The sequence below is a fragment of the Agrobacterium genomosp. 13 str. CFBP 6927 genome (assembly GCA_900012615.1).
Classification (GTDB): domain Bacteria; phylum Pseudomonadota; class Alphaproteobacteria; order Rhizobiales; family Rhizobiaceae; genus Agrobacterium.
The window spans coordinates 2,720,987-2,737,877 of record LT009756.1; the positions used below are offsets into that span (position 1 = coordinate 2,720,987).

The window sequence follows — 16,891 nt, forward strand, 5'->3', positions numbered from 1 at the left end:
GAGTAACATGGCATTGAAGGTAACTTTCGGTAACGGCGGTGCTTCCACAGTTTCATCGCTTACCAGCCTGGTTGACCAGGAAGCTTATAAGCTCCTCACGGAATCCACGGCACAGATCAAGAACGGCTCCTCGCTCGACTCCGGCATTGTCAATGTCGGCGCCGTCTCGGTTCCCGGCAGCGGCGCAGGCGGCACGGTGGATGTCGGATACGACGCCAGCAAAAACGGCTTCACCTTCGACGTATCGTCGGCATGGAATTCGGTGAAGAATGCTCTCGCCCAGTCCGACACCTCTGAAAACCTTACATTCAAGGATTTCGTTCAGGTCGACGTTCACCTTGGCGGCTCGGGTTCTTCCAATGTTGAAGTTCTCAATGCCAAGCGCGGCAACATCACGACCGGTGCCGGCAACGACACGGTCACGCTCTCTGTCGTATCCAACGACAAGGCCTGGGTAAACGCTTTCAACATCGACACGGGCGCCGGCAACGACACCATCGTGGTCAAGGCAGGCACGGCGTTCGACGGCGGCGTTGCTGCCGGTACCAATGTCGTGAACGGTGGCGCTGGCGTCACCGACGGTAGCTTCACCTCCGTCACCATCAATGCCGGCGCCGGCAACGACACCATCGACCTGAGCGGCGTGAACCTCGCATCGTCGCTGGTAACAGGCGGCAAGGGCATCGACCACATCATCGCAAGCGGTGGCGCCGATACCTTCGTCTTCAATCTCGGTGACATGGCCAAGAGCTTCGCCACCGATACCATCGAAGGCTTCAACGCCGCCGTGGACAAGCTGAAGCTGGTTGGCACGGTAATCGATAACTGGGCGGTGTCGACAATCGATAACGACACCATCCTCAGCTACAACGTCACTGGCGAGCACAAGGGTGAAAAAATTATTGTTTCCGGCGTTCACCTGACCGGTAGCGATTGGTTCACCGCATAATTCTCTTGAAGAGAATACTATTTAGCGTGGTTTAAAATGATCGTGGCCCGGAAATATCCGGGCCACGATTTTTATTATACGCGGACAGTCGGCAATCGTGCCGGCTGCCGCAATCTTCCAAGATCAGGCCGCATTGACCTGATTGCCCATTTTACGCGCTGCGATGATGACCAGCACTCCGGCAAGCGCCAGGCAGAAGGCAAGGAAGAACATCGGCGCAATCGTGCTGCCGGTCTGATCCTTGATCCAGGGGACCACGTTCTGCGCCACGAAGCCACCCAGATTGCCGACGGAGTTGATGGCGGCGATGCCGGCGGCGGCACCCGCACCCTTGAGGAAGCGGCCGGGCAGGCTCCAGAACACCGGCTGGCCGGCGAAAATACCGGCGGCAGCGATGCAGAGGAAGGCGAACTGCAGCACCGGGTCGCTGAGCAATGCAGACATCAACAGGCAAAAGGCACCGATGAAGGCAGGGCCGACAATATAGGGCGTCTTGTTCTTTGCCTTGTCGGCGGCCAGAGGCACGACGAACAGGGCAATGGCCACAATCACCCAGGGGATGATGTTGATGAAGCCGTTGGCGGTGTTGGAAACGCCGAAGCTCTTCACGATTGTCGGCAGCCAGTAGCTGAGACCATAGGCCGCCAGCGGAAAGCCGACATAGCAAAGCGCCATGAACAGCACGCGCGGATTGATCAGCGCCTTGAAGCCGTCCTCCGCATGGTCTTCCATGCCCTTGTTTTCTTCAGCCAGACGGTTCTTCAACCAGTCCTTCTCAGCCTGCGTCAGGAACTTCGCCTTTTCCGGCGTATCATCGAGATAGAAGAAGGTGGCGATACCGGCGATAACGGCGGGAATACCTGTCGCCAGGAACACCCACTCCCATCCAGCATAACCGAGGAAACCATCGAGATCGAGCAACATGCCGCCGAGCGGCGCGCCGATGGCGTTGGCAAGCGCACTGAAGATCATGAACAGGCCGATCATGCGGCCGCGATAATCACGCGGGAACCAGAGCGTCATCAAAAACAGCACGCCCGGGAAGAAACCGGCTTCGCAAAGCCCCAGCAGGAAGCGCAGGATGTAGAACATCGTGGCGTTCTGCGTATAGGCCAGCGCGATGGTGACGGCACCCCATGAAACCAGAATACGGGCGAACCATTTGCTGGCGCCGAAACGGTTGAGGAACAGGTTGCTCGGCACTTCGAAGATGAAGTAACCGATGAAGAACAGCGAGGCGCCAAGGCCATAGGCATATTCGCTGAGGCTCAGCGCATCGACCATCTGCAGCTTGGCATAGCTGACATTCTGCCGGTCGATATAGGCGATGAGATAGAGAAGGCCAAGAAACGGCATAAGCCGCCAGGTGATCTTCGAGATAAGGGATTTTTCCGATACCATATGCTTTTCCCTCCCTTCGATTGCTCGTCGAAATGCAAATGATAAGGGGACCCATCTATATGTGCATCGCAAAATACGCAAGTTGCATTGCATCATAACCATTGGGAAGGCGCCGGAAGACAGGCCCTTTACGGGCTTTCCCTCATGATGCAGCGCATATAGAAATGTCCTGCCACTGCCTTCCGCGGCTCTGTGCATTCATATTGCCGTAAAACCGGCGATCTGCTATGAAGGTTGCCATGGGATCTAAATTCGGATGTCTCGCGCAGAATGTTTATGTGCTGCAGGACCACAAGCGTCTGCCGGCACGCTTCTTTGCGCGCGTTTCCGGGGCGCTCACAAGCCGACTTAGGCTCGCCTGACAGCATCCGCTGTCCACCGCCTTTCTGAACCCTGATTACCCTTTTCCATGACAAGGCATAGAGCCATGAGCGCACCCCGCACCCTGTACGACAAGATCTGGGACGACCACGTCGTCAATCGTGACCCGGACGGAACCTGTCTTCTCTACATCGACCGTCACCTCGTCCATGAGGTGACGAGCCCGCAGGCCTTCGAAGGCCTGCGCATGGCCGGCCGGCCAGTGCATTCGCCTGCCCGCACGCTGGCCGTCGTCGACCATAACGTTCCGACCACGGCCGACCGGCTGGAAGGCATCAAGAACGAGGAAAGCCGTATTCAGGTGGAAGCGCTTGCGCAGAACGCCAAGGATTTCGGCGTCGAATATTATTCCGAACGCGACAAGCGCCAGGGCATCGTTCACATTGTCGGCCCCGAACAGGGTTTCACCCTGCCGGGCATGACGATCGTCTGCGGCGACAGCCACACCTCCACCCACGGCGCTTTCGGCGCGCTGGCACATGGCATCGGCACGTCCGAAGTCGAGCACGTTCTGGCCACCCAGACGCTGATCCAGAAGAAAGCCAAGAACATGCTGGTGCGTGTCGATGGCAGGATCCCCGATGGCGTCACCGCCAAGGATATCATCCTCGCCATTATTGGCGAGATCGGCACGGCTGGAGGCACCGGCCATGTGATCGAATTTGCCGGTGAGGCGATCCGGTCGCTTTCCATGGAAGGCCGCATGACGGTCTGCAACATGACCATTGAGGGCGGCGCTCGTGCGGGTCTAATCGCACCTGACGAAACCACCTTCGATTACATCAAGGACAAACCGCGCTCACCAAAGGGCGAAACGCTGGAACAGGCCATCGCCTATTGGAAAACGCTGAAATCCGATGAAGGCGCCCACTACGACAAGGTCGTTGTGCTCGACGCGGCCAATCTGCCGCCTATCGTCTCCTGGGGTTCTTCGCCTGAAGACGTCACCTCCGTTGAAGGCATCGTCCCCAATCCGGATGATATCGAAGAGGAAAACAAGCGCACATCCAAATGGCGTGCTCTGGATTACATGGGCCTGAAACCCGGCACGCGCATCACCGATATCGCCATCGACCGCGTCTTCATCGGCTCCTGCACCAATGGCCGTATCGAGGATCTGCGCGCCGCGGCGAAAATCGTCGATGGCCGCAAGGTGGCTCCCACCGTTTCTGCCATGATCGTGCCCGGCTCCGGCCTCGTGAAGGAACAGGCGGAAAAGGAAGGCCTCGACAAGATTTTCCTCGAAGCCGGTTTCGAATGGCGCGAGCCAGGCTGCTCCATGTGCCTTGCCATGAATGACGACCGCCTGAAGCCCGGCGAACGCTGCGCTTCCACCTCGAACCGCAATTTCGAGGGCCGTCAGGGCTATAAGAGCCGCACCCACCTCGTCTCCCCAGCCATGGCGGCGGCGGCGGCGATCGCCGGTCATTTCGTCGATGTGCGTGAGTGGCAGTAAGTTCCTGAGGCCATCATTTCAGGAAAGCCACCCGTCCCCACAAGGGCGGGTGGCTTTTTATTATAGCCCCTGCAAACGCCGCTGCGGCTGCGTGCCGTGCAGAAACACGGCAAAAGTATCCCAGGGTGGCGCGATGGAGAGCTGGCTCAAAATACGCGCGACCTCGCCTCTGTGAATGCCCGCATGCAGGACCATATGTGAGATCATTTCAGCACGGGACATGTAACCCTTGTCCCCATCCGTGAAGGTGAAGGCGACAAATTCGCCAAGCGATACCGGCGATGTTTTCTCGAGATAATCGAGATACCAGCCATCGAGAGCGGCGACATCCTTCGCAAGATCATCCAGTTGCGGCGTTGCCTCGGTATTATCCGAGAGAAAGCCATGTGCCGTTCCCGTGAGGTGACCCGAAAAAATCCTCGCGACGACGTAATAGTGATTGATCAGCCGGATTGCCGTGTGCCGTTCGGATGCATTTTGGACGGGATCGAGGTGTTTCAGCTTCTCGAACAAGTCCCTGTTCGCCCATTGGTGATAGCCGAGCAGGCTCCTGAGCAGATCCCTCATAACAATATCCTTTACATCTGAAAAATGTGAGCACTATGTTTATATTTTCGCCATGGAGGAGCCTTGTCTACTCGCATTGCAAAGCGGAAGACCGAGATGCGCAAGGAGCCGCGTCAAGAGCGTTCGCGGGCCACGGTCGACGCCGTCATTCACGCAGCGGCTCGCATTTTGAGCGATCATGGCTGGGCGGGTTTTACCACGAACAGGGTCGCCGAAATGGCCGGCGTCAGCATCGGCTCGCTCTATCAATATTTCCCGGACAAGATTTCAATCGTGGAAGCGGTGCGCCATCGTCACCTCGAGGACTGTCTCTCTGTCATGAAAAGCGTCTCGCAAAAGCGGCAATCGCTTGAGAAATTCGTGGAAGAGCTCGTGACCGGCATGATTGGGGTACACAGCGTCCATCCCGGTCTTCACAAGGTCCTTCTGGACGATGCACCCCGCCACGAAGGGACGAACGATCCCAACAGCGTTTTCGAACAGGAATATCTCGGTCTCTACGCTGCAGCGATCGCGGCACATATGACAGCCGGCACAAAGGTCGAAAGCAGAACAGCGGCGCTGATCGTATCCGATGCCATTGACGGCATCATTCATAATGCCGCCCGCCGCGGAGAGTTGCAGTCACCCAAAGTCAGACGGGAAATGATTGTACTCGTTCACGCCTACCTGTCTCAAGCAACCGGTGAATGAGAGGCCGTCAGCTCATTCCGAAATAATCTTCACCCGCTGGCCGGGCTGAAGCGTGGCGGTGGCGCTCATCGCATTGATCATGCGGAACATGTCGAGCTTCCGGTCGGTCCCCATCATCCGCGCGGCGATCGTCGCCACGGTTTCGCCGGGCTTGACCGTCACCACCCGCACCCGCAGCGGCTTCAGTGAAGCGATCTCCGGCGGCGTCATCTTGCGGAAACTGGTGCGCAGCACATTGGCGATGGAATCAAGCTGCGTATTGCCCTTCGGCACCGCCGTCAGGAAACGGAATATCTGCTGGCCGACACGGATGACGGTCACGTCGAAATCCCATTTATCCGCGCTTGCCCGGGCTGTCGCAGCCTCCAGACCGTTGATCTGCGTCTCCCTGACAGTTTCCGGCAACAGGCCGGCAACCCAGCCGCTGGTCAGGTAATTGGCAAGGGTGGTCTGTTTCGGATCGGCCACACCGTCGAAACGGATGGCCATGTCACCCGGCCCCGTCGCCAGAACCGCCTCAACCTTGTTGTCGATGACGAAACCTTCCGGCACGTCGAAACGGATACCGAGTGTTCCGTGCAGGAACGTCTGGCCCCGGACGTAGCCCTCCTGCGGGCTGTCACCGTAAAGCAGGCCGTCTATGCCATCCAGAAACCAGTCGCGTCCGCGGTCCCCAACCTGGCCTTCCTGGCCAAAAGCACGGGCATGACGGCGCGCAAGCTCGATGCGCTGCGGCGTGTTGGGATGGCTGGAAAGAAAGTCGAGGCTCTGGTCATTTTCGGGATCGGCCGAGGAGAACCGCGCATAGGCCGCCATGGAATCCAGAAAACGCGGCGATGCGTAGGGGTCATAACCCGCCTCGCCCAGCATGCGCACGCCAATCACATCCGCCTGCAATTCCTGCTGGCGCGAGAAAGCCGCAAGTCGCAGCTTGCCGCGTGCCAGCGCCTGCTTGCCGGCAAGATCGCTCGACAGCACTTCGGCAACCACACGGCTGGCAATCACCTCTGCCTCCTCCCGGCGCTGGCGCTCGATGCCGTGGTTCGCCGTGACATGGCCCATCTCATGCGAAAGCACGGCTGCCACTTCCGAAGCGTCGTTGGCAAGCGCCAGAAGCCCACGCGTTACGTAAAGATAACCGCCCGGCAGCGCAAAGGCGTTGATCGCAGGGGAATTGAGGATGGTAATGCGATAGGATTGCTGCGGATTTTCCGAAACGGCCGTCAGCGCACCGGCAATGCGGGCAACAAGTCGCTCCGTCTTGGCGTCACGATATTCGCCGCCATAACTCGCCACGATGCGCGGATGTTCGCGCGCACCCATCTGCGCACGGGGATCGTTCTTCTGCACCTCTTCCACGGTCTGCGGATTGTCCGAGGGGCGCAGGGTGGACTGGTAGGCCGGGCTGAAAAGGGACTGGCACGACGACAGGAACACGGCAGACGCCGTCAGCACGGAACACGCGGCCGCCATCCTGCCCGAACGGCGAAGGCCTGAACGGGAGAAAAGACTCCACTGTGCAGTCATGCTATTTCTCATTCTCTATGCCTGCCCCTAACGTTCCTGATCATCCGTTAATTGCAGACCAGAATAACAGATTCGCCCCAACGAGCCATGAATGCCGAAACGGTAAAAACGATCCATCAAGTCCGGAATATTCCTGAAGAACGCAATAATTCTCGTCTTTTCTCGGGCAACAACTTGAAACTGGCAAGTGCAAATTAGCGCCATTGAAGTCATCTAAAGCGATTGCCAGCGGCACGCGTCGAAAATAAGGCGATCAGCCGTTCAGAAAACTGTCCACCGCCTTCACATTTTGTGTGGCGAAGAAATCTGCGGTCGAGCCCGCATAAACAACACGGCCGCGATCAAGAAAAACCACCCGCTGCGCCAGCTTTTTTATGTCTTCGGGGTGATGGGTGACAATAATCACCGTGTTTTTTGTTTCGCCATGCAAGTCGAGAAGCAGGGATGCCATGCCCGCCCGCAACCCCGGATCGAGCGCCGCGAAAGGTTCGTCGAGCAGCATGACAGGTTTTTTCCTGACCAGTGCCCGCGCCAAAGCGGCTCTTTGCCTTTCCCCACCGGAAAGCGTGCCCGGCAGACGTTTGTCAAAACCAGCAAGACCCACGCGTGTAAGCGCCACGTCGATCCCCTGCCGGTCTTCCGCCCGCAGCTTCAGCCCGGGGCTGACGCCGAGCGCAATATTGGTGAAAATATCGAGATGGGCAAAAAGATTATTGTCCTGGAAAATCGATGAGACCGGTCTTTCGGAAGGATCGCGCGCCTTCATATCCTCTCCGCCGATCAAGATGCGACCGGAATCGGGATCCTCAAAACCGGCGATGAGATTAAGGAGCGTCGACTTGCCCGAACCGGATGCGCCGACAACGGCGGTCACCTGACCTTGCGGGAATACGCAATCGAGATCGAAATCCTGCGTTCCGAGCCGCAGCCTCACCTTGTCCAGCTCCACTGCAAAATCCGTCATATGCTCGCCCTTGCCGATTGCGATTGCCGGGAAACACCGCCTGCGGCAAGCAGCAGGCAGACGATACCAAGGATGAACGCATATCCGGCGGCATCATTGGTGCGGTAACTGCCCATATTGCTGTAAACCAGCCATGGCAGCGTGACGAAGTTTTCCGATCCGAACAGGGCAACCGCCCCGAGATCACCAAGCGACAGGGCCATGGCGAAGGAAAACGCCATGAGCAGCGGCCGCCACAGGACCGGTAGATCGGCAAACCGCAGCCGCGCCAGACCCTGAAGCCCGACACTGGCAGACAGCCGGCCTGTGCGCAAAAAGTGACTGTTGAAGGCAGGTTCCAGCACCCGCATGGCCAGCGGCAGGGCCATCAGCATGTTGATGAGCGCCACCAGAACGGGAGCATAAAAGCTGACATCTCCAAAGGGCCGCAACAGCAGGAACCACCCGCTTCCCAGAACGACGGGCGGCACCAGAAGCACAAGCGAAGACCCTGCCCCAAGCGTGGTGGACAGAAATCGTAGCGGTCGGGCCGTATGTCGTCCGGAACCCACGGCCTGGCGCGCGCTGATGATCGCGAAGCAGCAAAGCACGACAAGGGCTGCGGAAAGCATGGCGATCGCAAGGCTGGTCGCGGCCGCGCGCAGAAAGATCGGCGCGGACAGAAGGCGCAGCAGATCGGCGCTCAGCCCTGATACTGTTATGGCGACAAGCGGCAGACCAATCAGCAGAACCGCAAGAACGATTGCCATTCCATCCCAAAGACGGGCGCCAATACCCCTGCCGTCAAAACGGCGAAGGGGGCGGCCAAGCGAGGCAATTTCCGCTTCGGGTGCCGGCAAAAAAGCCAGAAGGCCGAGCAGGGTCGCTGTGAGGACGATCTGCAGAACCGAAAGCGCGATCGCCCGCTGCGGATCGAAATCGAACCGCAGCGCCTGATAGATCGCCACTTCCAGCGTCGTTGCCGCCGGCCCGCCGCCCAGCAGAAGCACGAGCGTGAAGCTGGTGGCGCACAACATGAAGACAAGCCCGGCAATGCCGGGAACAAGCCGCGAGACCGCCGGCCATTCAATGAAGCGGAACACGGAAACCGGCCCCATTCCGAGGCTCGCCGCCATCCGCCAATATTCGCCCGGAATACGCTCCAGCCCGGCCAGCATCAGCCGCACCGCCAGCGGCAGATTGAAGAACACATGGGCAATGAGGATGCCGGAAAGGCCATAAATACTGAAAGGCTCATCCGCGCCGGCAAAAACGAGTGCCTTGTTCAAAACACCCTGCCTTCCCCAGATGGCGATGATGCCGAAAGCGCCGACAATCACCGGCAGCCCCATCGGCACCGCCATCAGCCGGATGATCCAGATACGCCCTGGAAAGTCCTGCCGACGGGAGAGCGCCAGTGCCACCGGCAGGCCGAGAACAATGGAGAGAAGAGTGGAAAGCGTTGCCTGATAAAGCGTGAAACGCAGGATGCGCAGCGTATAGGCATCCATGATGCCGGCAGCGGAAGCCCCGGCATCGAAAAATAGAAGGGCCGCGATGGCGAGCGCCATGAACAGGGAAACGGCGGCAAACGCCGCCGTTCCGAAAATGATCGACCACCTGTAGTCGCGACGCAGCATCATATGCGGGCGTGCCTCTTCCTCAATTCATGCTCATGGCGGCAAGCCATTCATCGATCCAGGCCTTGCGGTTTTTTGCCACCTCTTCCGGATCCATCAGGAAAGTCTTCTGCGGCACGACGAGCTTTGAAAAAGCCTCGGGCAAAGGCTTGGATGTTGCCGCGACCGGCATCATCCAGTTGTTTTCCGGAACCGCATCCTGAAAACCTGATGTCAGCGTGAAAGCGAGGAACTGTTTCGCCAGTTCTTTATGCGGCGCGTTTTTGAGAAGGCCGGAAACCTCGATCTGGATGTAATGCCCTTCGGAGAAAGCGGCCGCCTGGTAACGGTCGGTCTTTTCCGAGACCATGTGATAGGCGGGCGACGTGGTATAGGAAAGCACCATCGGCACCTCACCCTTGGTGAAAAGACCGTAGGATTCCGACCAGCCCGGCGTGACGGTAAGAATACGCTTCCGGAGCTTCGCCCAGGCTTCCGGAGCCTTGTCACCATAAACCGACTTCACCCAGAGCAGCAGGCCAAGCCCCGGCGTGGAAGTGCGCGGATCCTGAATGGCGATCTTCTGCGAGGGATCGCCTTCCACCAGCTCCTTCAGGCTCGTCGGCGGGCTTTTCACCGTCTGCGTGTCATAGATAACGGCGAAATGACCGTAGTCATAAGGAACGAAAACATCGTCCGTGTAGCCGCCCGGCACCTTGGCCGCCGATGCATCGATGCCGCTGACATCGAAGAGACCGGTCTGTTTCGCTTCCGCGACAAGATTGGTGTCGAGACCAACGACGACGTCGGCCTTGGACCCCGCCCCTTCAAGCTTCAGACGATTGAGCAGCGCCACGCCATCCGCCACACCGACGAAGTTGACCGTGCAATTGCAAACCTTCTCAAAGGCCTCCTTCACCCTGGGACCGGGACCCCATTCGGAAACGAAGCTCTCATAGGTATAGACGGTCAGTTCCTGCCTATCCTGCGCGACGGCAAGACCGGGCAGAAACAGCGACGCGGCAACAAGGGAATTCAGGAAAAGACGACGGCGCACGGGTACCTCCTCAAAACAAAAAGGGAAATAGCCGCTTGCCTTGAAGCCGTCTAATCCCTCCGCCGGTATGAACCGGATCAGGTTCTTCGGGTTGGCAAGCCTCTCAGCCTTTTGCACGCTAGCACAAAAGACACCCCGTTAGATCATGATGATGATGTAGTCCCGCAGTCGTTGATTGGCAAGATGGCCGAGATCAGCCCTGCGCCGTCATATGGACCAGTTCCCAGACGTGACCGTCGGGATCCTGAAAGCTGCCAGCATACATGAAGCCATGGTCCTGAACGGGTTTCCAGCCGCTTCCGCCGGAAGCAAGCGCCGTTTCGATCATCCGGTCGATTTCTTCGCGGCTTCCCGCCGTAAGGCAGGTCAGCACCTCTGTGCTGCGCGTCGCATCGGCTATATCGCCATTGATGAAATCGCGGAAACGCTCTTCCTGAAGCAGCATCACGAAGATGTTCTCCTCAACGATCATGCAGAGCGTGCGGTCATCCGAATATTCCGGATTAAAGCTGAAACCCAGAGCCGTAAAAAAGCTTCTCGATGTCTCGATATTCTTGACCGGCAGATTGACGAAGATCATGCGCATTTTCTGAACTCCTCCGAACCGGAACAGGAAACGGCAATTCCGCCTTCCTGTCAAAGGCGGATGAGATATCAATCAAGAAATCGCAACCGCCATCAGCCTTCGATTTCCTCGCGCAGCATCTCCAGCTCCAGCCATTCCTCTTCCATGGCTTCAAGCTTTTCGCGCAGCTTTGTCATTTCCTGCGCCAGCGTGTTGAAGGCGGCCGGGTCCTTGGCAAAGAGATTGGGGTCAGCCATGCGCTGCTCGCGTTTTGCAATTTCGCTCTGCGCCTTTTCCATCTCCTTGGGAAGGTTTTCGAGCGCGAATTTCTGCTTGAAGGAAAGCTTGGCCTTGGCCTTTGAAGGGTCCTGCAATGCGGAGGCGGAAGGTGCGGCCTTCGCCTTTTCCTGCTTCTCCGCCTTGCGTTTTTCTTCCGCCGCACCCTTGCGCTGCGCCATCATGTCCGAATAGCCGCCAGCATATTCGATCCAGCGTCCGTCCGGCTGATCCGGATTGGCGGGCGCGATGGTGGAAGTGACGGTACGGTCGAGAAAATCGCGGTCGTGGCTGACGAGGATGACGGTGCCCGAAAAGCCCGCGACGATTTCCTGCAACAGATCGAGCGTTTCGATATCGAGATCGTTGGTCGGCTCGTCCAGGATCAGGAGGTTGGTCGGCCTTGCCAGAATACGCGCCAGAATAAGACGGGCGCGCTCGCCGCCGGAAAGATTTCGGATCGGCGTTCGGGCCTGTTCCGGCTGGAACAGGAAGTCTTTCATGTAGCCCGTCACATGCTTCAATTCGCCATTGACCAGCAGATTATCGCCGCGTCCATCGGTGAGGTAATGCGCGAGCGTATCGTTTGGATTGAGATCCTCGCGCTTCTGGTCAAGCGTCGCAATCTCCAGATTGGTGCCGAGCTTCACCGTGCCGCTATCGGGCTCAAGCTGACCGGTCAGCATCTTCAGAAGTGTTGTCTTGCCCGCGCCGTTCGGACCGACAAGACCGATGCAATCGCCGCGATGGACGCGCAGTGAAAACGGCGCGATGATCACGCGCTCGCCGTAAGACTTGGTGATGGCTTCGGCCTCGATGACCAGCTTGCCAGATTCCCGCACGTCCGAGGCCGTCGCCTGCACCGCGCCCTGCGGTCCCTTGTGGCCGCGATATTCCGCGCGCATGGCCTGAAGCTCACCTACGCGGCGCATGTTGCGCTTGCGCCGCGCGGTCACACCATAACGCATCCAGTGTTCTTCACGCTCTATGGCCTTGCCGAGCTTGTGCTGCTCCAGTTCTTCCTCTTCCAGCACCTTGTCGCGCCATTCCTCGAAATGGGCAAAACCGCGGTTGAGACGACGGGACTGGCCGCGATCGAGCCACACAGTGGAGGTCGACACTTTCTCGAGAAAACGCCGGTCATGCGAAATCAGCACCAGCGCGCTGCGCGTCTGCTGCAACTCGCTTTCAAGCCATTCAATCGTGGGCAGATCCAGATGGTTGGTCGGCTCGTCCAGCATCAGAATATCGGGCTCGGGCGCCATGACACGGGCAAGGGCCGCGCGCCGCGCTTCGCCACCGGAAAGACTTTCCGGATGTTCCTGTCCCGTCAGGCCGAGATGCTCGAGCAGGTAGGTAACGCGATAGGGATCATCACCCGGCCCCAGCCCCGCTTCGGCATAGGCCTGAACGGTATCGTAACCGGCAAAATCCGGCGCCTGCTCCAGATAGCGGATGGTGGCAGCGGGATGACGGAAAACCTCGCCCGACTGCGCCTCGACCAGACCGGCGGCGATCTTCATCAGGGTTGACTTGCCCGAACCATTTCGCCCGACAAGGCAGATGCGATCGCCCGGTTCCACCTGGAGATTGGCACCATCGAGCAGCGGGGTCACGCCGAAGGTCAGCTTGATGTCATCGAGTTTCAAAATAGGGGGTGCCAAGGCGTCAGGCTCCGGTCAGATCATAAGGGCGGGCGAGCACGATGGCTTTGCCGCTTTTCAGCGAGAAATGCACGAGCCCGCCATTCGCGACATTGGAAATAGTGCGGGAAGAGCCGAAAGCAAGCGCGAAATCCTTGAGCGGATAACGCACATTGCGGATATCAAGCCCCGCAAGGGCAGTGAGCCCGGCAACCGAAAACAGAGAAGCGGACGGTAGATCGATATTCAGTGACCCGGCAAGCAGCGGCCGGGCCTCCTCTTCACCGGAGGTCAGCGTGACCTCGATACCCCGTTCGGCAAGCGCCACAGCGTAAAGAAGGTGCTGCAGCGCATGGTCACTTCTCGCGCCCCCAAGCGCACCGACAAGCACCAGCGAACCCGCGCCACGGGCAAGACCCTCCGAAACCGCAATCTCACCATCGGTCACAGCCTTTGCGGCAGGGTAAGGTTGCCGCTCCACATCGGGCCAGGCGTCCAGCAGCTCCTTGCTGGCGGAATCGAAATCTCCCACCCAAAGCTCTGGCGTGAGCCCAAGCGGCGCGGCATGGCGCATGCCGCCATCGGCCGCAATCACACGGCTGCCCGCAACCGCCAGCTTCAGGCGGTCGGTAACCGTGACATCGCCGCCAAGCAAAATGGTGAAGCGTTCTTTATCCATGCCCTGCCTTACCGCACCTCGGCCAAAAATGGAAAGCCGAAACCCGATGAAAACCGCCGATATTGATTTTCGTCGGCTTCGGGATTATGAAACGCCTCAGTGGTGATTTGCCGACCGGCTTGCAGCCACTTTAAAGAAGTCGCTAAAGGGTCGAGGAAAAAGGCAATTTCCTGGGACCGGCTGCGATTTCGCTGCCGGTTTTTTTGTTTTCGCAGCGTTCTTTACGTCATCCGAAAAGAGAGTTCGACATGCCGATCAAGATTCCCGATACGCTTCCCGCCTTCGACACCCTCGTTCATGAGGGCGTGCGGGTCATGACTGAAACGGCGGCCATCCGGCAGGATATCCGCCCGCTCCAGATCGGGCTCCTCAATCTCATGCCGAACAAGATCAAGACGGAAGTACAGATGGCGCGCCTCGTCGGTGCATCGCCTCTGCAGGTGGAGTTTTCGCTGATCCGCATCGGCGGCCATCGCGCCAAGAACACGCCGGAAGAGCACCTTCTGTCCTTCTACGAGACCTGGGAGGAAGTGCGCCACCGCAAGTTCGACGGCTTCATCATCACCGGCGCGCCCATCGAAATGCTGGACTATGAAGACGTGACCTACTGGAACGAGATGCAAAAAATTTTCGAGTGGACACAAACCAATGTCCATTCGACGCTGAATGTCTGCTGGGGCGCGATGGCCGCCATCTACCATTTCCATGGCGTGCCGAAATACGAGCTGAAGGAAAAGGCTTTCGGGGTCTATCGCCACCGCAATCTTTGCCCCTCCTCCATCTATCTGAACGGTTTCTCGGACGATTTTCAGGTACCGGTCTCGCGCTGGACGGAAGTACGCCGCGCCGACATCGAAAAACACCCCGACCTCGAAATCCTGATGGAGTCAGAGGAAATGGGCGTTTGTCTGGTGCATGAGAAAGAGGGCAACCGGCTTTATATGTTCAACCACGTCGAATATGATTCGACCTCGCTTTCGGATGAATATTTCCGCGATGTGAACGCCGGCGTTCCAATCAAGCTGCCGCATGATTATTTTCCGCACAATGATCCGGAGCTTGCCCCGCTCAACCGCTGGCGCAGCCATGCCCATCTGTTTTTCGGCAACTGGATCAACGAGATATACCAGACGACCCCTTACGATCTCGGGGCCATAGGCGAACTGGCCGCCTGAATTACGGGATTGCGAATTGCCGGAAAATGACGCAACGTCCGCCGGCAATTCACGGCAATCGGGAGAATGACGCAATGAGCGAAGCGGCGGCACGGGAGAATTTCGGTTTCACGGCGACCGGCGAAAAGGTCGAACGCGTCACCATCTCGAAGGGCGGATTGACGGCCAAGGTCATCACCTGGGGTGCGGTCATTCAGGATCTACGCCTTGAGGGTCACCAGCCGCCACTCGTTCTCGGCTTCGATAAATTCGAGGATTACAAATACTCCTCCTATTTCGGCGCCACCCCCGGCCGTAATGCCAACCGTATCGATGACGGCAGGTTCTCGATCGACGGACACGAATACCAGCTGGAACTGAACGAAAAAGGCGTGACACACCTGCATGGCGGCAGCGACGGCATGGGCAAACGCAACTGGATGCTGATGGAACATGGCGAAAGCCATGCGGTTCTGCAGACCATCGATCCCGATGGCCGGGCCGGTTATCCCGGCAATTGCACGGTTACCGCCACCTATACGATCCGCGACGGCGGCGTGCTTTCAGTCGTCTATGAAACGGTGACCGACAAGCCGACCATCGCCAATGTCTGCCAGCACTCCTATTTCAATCTCGACGGTGCGGATACCGCACTTGGGCATGAGATCAGCATCGCCGCGGACTTTTACCTGCCGACCGACGACAGACAGATACCGACCGGCGAAATCCGCTCCGTCGAAGGCACCGTCTTTGACCTGCGCCACCCGACGCCGATGCGGCGCAAGGAGGATGGCGAACAGGTTCTCTACGACCATAATTTCTGCCTTTCGCCCGAGCGCCGCGCCAAGCGCAAGGTCGCCCGCGCCTATTCGCCCGCCTCCGATATCGCTCTGGAGGTTCACACCACCGAACCCGGCGTACAGCTCTATTCGGCCTTCAAGCTGAATGTCCCCGTTCCGGGTCTCGATGGCCGCCACTACGGCCCCTTTGCTGGCTTTTGCCTGGAAACGCAGATATGGCCTGATGCCGTCAATCACCCTGATTTTCCGCATGCGATCCTGCGCCCCGGCGAGACACTGCGTCAGGAAACCGATTATATTTTCAAGAAGGGTTGAGGCGACGGGCCAGTATCAGTCCAGCACACAGCCGACATAGCTGCCTGAGGCGCGTGCGCGCCGCTCGATAAGGCCAGCGAGACGTTGCAGGCCACGCCCTGGCTTGCTGGCAACACGATCAATGGGATTGGGCAGGGAAACGGCAAGCAGCGCCGCCTGACGCGAACTGAGTTTTGCGGCCGGCACCTTGAAATGATGCTGCGCGGCGGCCTCGATGCCGTAAATGCCGGGTCCCCATTCGGCAACGTTGAGATAAATCTCCATCATCCGTTTTTTGGACCAGACGAAATCGGCGGCAATCGCCAACGGCAACTCCAACCCCTTGCGCAAAAACGAGCGGCCGTTCCATAAAAACAGGTTCTTGGCCGTCTGCATCGGAATGGTGCTGGCGCCACGGGTAGAGGCCCCGTCAAGCGCATTGCTGACGACGGATTGCATCTGGTTCCAGTCCACGCCGCCATGGGAACAGAATTGCCCGTCCTCGGACATCATCACGGATTGCACAAGGCGCGGGGAAATATCCTCGAGCGGCACCCAGCGCCGGTCATATCCCTGCAGGGTTACGAGATCGGCAAGCATCAGCGTCGAGACCGGCCGGAAGAACGGCAGCGCATAGACCGGGATCAGCAGATAGGGCAGGATCAGCAATGCCAGCAAGGTCATGACGATACGCTTTGCCAACGTGCGAAAATCCACCTTCGGACTGCTCCGGTCTTCCGCCAGCACGGCGTAATCTGCGTCGCTTTCAGGCGTACTGCTCAATATTCGTCAAAGCCCCGCACCAATCGAAGCCTTTCATATTCCATTGCCGCCTTCAAGGCGAGTCCGGTCAAACAGTTACGGCTCTGGAATCACGAAAAGGTTGC

The 16,891-nt window shown here is 58.5% G+C and carries 15 protein-coding genes and 2 riboswitches; of the genes, 5 read left to right on the forward strand and 10 right to left on the reverse strand.

Translation table 11 applies throughout. The features are described from left to right. The first annotated feature begins 7 nt into the window (after nt 1-7). Nucleotides 8-949, forward strand: a complete 942-nt coding sequence (locus AGR13A_RS13470) for a rhizobiocin (RefSeq protein ID WP_080836178.1) — start codon at nt 8-10, stop codon at nt 947-949. 123 nt (nt 950-1,072) lie between these two features. On the opposite strand, the gene AGR13A_RS13475 is transcribed toward AGR13A_RS13470, so the two are convergent. Further along, on the reverse strand, nt 1,073-2,350 hold the full coding sequence (locus AGR13A_RS13475) for an MFS transporter (protein WP_080836180.1): 1,278 nt from the start codon (nt 2,348-2,350) through the stop codon (nt 1,073-1,075). A gap of 427 nt (nt 2,351-2,777) precedes the next feature. On the opposite strand from AGR13A_RS13475, the gene leuC reads away from it, so the two are divergent. Continuing rightward, nucleotides 2,778-4,187, forward strand: a complete 1,410-nt coding sequence (gene leuC, locus AGR13A_RS13485) for a 3-isopropylmalate dehydratase large subunit (RefSeq protein WP_035221746.1) — start codon at nt 2,778-2,780, stop codon at nt 4,185-4,187. Between the two features lie 60 nt (nt 4,188-4,247). Here leuC and AGR13A_RS13490 read toward each other — a convergent pair whose 3' ends face one another. Further along, nucleotides 4,248-4,754: a DinB family protein gene (locus AGR13A_RS13490; RefSeq protein WP_080836181.1), complete on the reverse strand. Its 507-nt coding sequence runs from the start codon at nt 4,752-4,754 to the stop codon at nt 4,248-4,250. 96 nt (nt 4,755-4,850) lie between these two features. On the opposite strand from AGR13A_RS13490, the gene AGR13A_RS13495 reads away from it, so the two are divergent. Continuing rightward, the gene (locus AGR13A_RS13495; RefSeq protein ID WP_080836183.1) at nt 4,851-5,447 is read left to right on the forward strand and encodes a TetR/AcrR family transcriptional regulator; all 597 of its coding nucleotides are present in this window, start codon (nt 4,851-4,853) and stop codon (nt 5,445-5,447) included. A 12-nt stretch (nt 5,448-5,459) separates the two neighbouring features. Here AGR13A_RS13495 and AGR13A_RS13500 read toward each other — a convergent pair whose 3' ends face one another. The 7 genes from AGR13A_RS13500 to AGR13A_RS13535 form a co-directional block, all read right to left on the reverse strand. Continuing rightward, a complete protein-coding gene (locus AGR13A_RS13500; RefSeq protein WP_035222097.1) occupies nt 5,460-6,920 on the reverse strand; it encodes a M48 family metalloprotease in 1,461 nt (486 codons plus the stop codon). Between the two features lie 307 nt (nt 6,921-7,227). Next, a complete protein-coding gene (locus tag AGR13A_RS13510; RefSeq protein ID WP_080836185.1) occupies nt 7,228-7,938 on the reverse strand; it encodes a thiamine ABC transporter ATP-binding protein in 711 nt (236 codons plus the stop codon). After that, nucleotides 7,935-9,560, reverse strand: coding sequence for a thiamine/thiamine pyrophosphate ABC transporter permease ThiP (gene thiP, locus AGR13A_RS13515; protein ID WP_080836187.1), 1,626 nt, complete (start codon nt 9,558-9,560; stop codon nt 7,935-7,937). Before thiP ends, AGR13A_RS13510 begins: the two co-directional genes overlap by 4 nt. Nucleotides 9,561-9,579: 19 nt before the next feature. Continuing rightward, nucleotides 9,580-10,593, reverse strand: coding sequence for a thiamine ABC transporter substrate binding subunit (gene thiB / locus AGR13A_RS13520; RefSeq protein WP_080836189.1), 1,014 nt, complete (start codon nt 10,591-10,593; stop codon nt 9,580-9,582). Nucleotides 10,594-10,630: 37 nt separating this feature from the next. Then, nucleotides 10,631-10,741: riboswitch (TPP riboswitch) on the reverse strand. Between the two features lie 45 nt (nt 10,742-10,786). Beyond that, nucleotides 10,787-11,179: a VOC family protein gene (locus tag AGR13A_RS13525; protein ID WP_035221756.1), complete on the reverse strand. Its 393-nt coding sequence runs from the start codon at nt 11,177-11,179 to the stop codon at nt 10,787-10,789. Nucleotides 11,180-11,271: 92 nt separating this feature from the next. Further along, nucleotides 11,272-13,098 carry an ABC-F family ATP-binding cassette domain-containing protein gene (locus tag AGR13A_RS13530; RefSeq protein ID WP_080836191.1) on the reverse strand — a complete coding sequence of 609 codons (1,827 nt, stop codon included), beginning with the start codon at nt 13,096-13,098 and terminating at the stop codon, nt 11,272-11,274. 4 nt (nt 13,099-13,102) lie between these two features. After that, nucleotides 13,103-13,756 (reverse strand): thiamine diphosphokinase, encoded by a 654-nt coding sequence (locus AGR13A_RS13535; RefSeq protein WP_080836193.1) that lies wholly within the window; start codon nt 13,754-13,756, stop codon nt 13,103-13,105. An 89-nt stretch (nt 13,757-13,845) separates the two neighbouring features. Next, nucleotides 13,846-13,922: riboswitch (SAM riboswitch) on the forward strand. A gap of 82 nt (nt 13,923-14,004) precedes the next feature. Between AGR13A_RS13535 and metA the strand changes: the two genes are divergently transcribed. Together metA and AGR13A_RS13545 are read left to right on the forward strand one after the other, a co-directional pair. Then, nucleotides 14,005-14,931, forward strand: a complete 927-nt coding sequence (gene metA, locus AGR13A_RS13540; protein WP_080836195.1) for a homoserine O-acetyltransferase MetA — start codon at nt 14,005-14,007, stop codon at nt 14,929-14,931. A 74-nt stretch (nt 14,932-15,005) separates the two neighbouring features. Continuing rightward, nucleotides 15,006-16,025 (forward strand): aldose epimerase family protein, encoded by a 1,020-nt coding sequence (locus AGR13A_RS13545; protein ID WP_080836197.1) that lies wholly within the window; start codon nt 15,006-15,008, stop codon nt 16,023-16,025. 15 nt (nt 16,026-16,040) lie between these two features. On the opposite strand, the gene mtgA is transcribed toward AGR13A_RS13545, so the two are convergent. Beyond that, on the reverse strand, nt 16,041-16,787 hold the full coding sequence (mtgA, locus tag AGR13A_RS13550) for a monofunctional biosynthetic peptidoglycan transglycosylase (protein ID WP_080836199.1): 747 nt from the start codon (nt 16,785-16,787) through the stop codon (nt 16,041-16,043). Between the last annotated feature and the right edge of the window lie 104 nt (nt 16,788-16,891).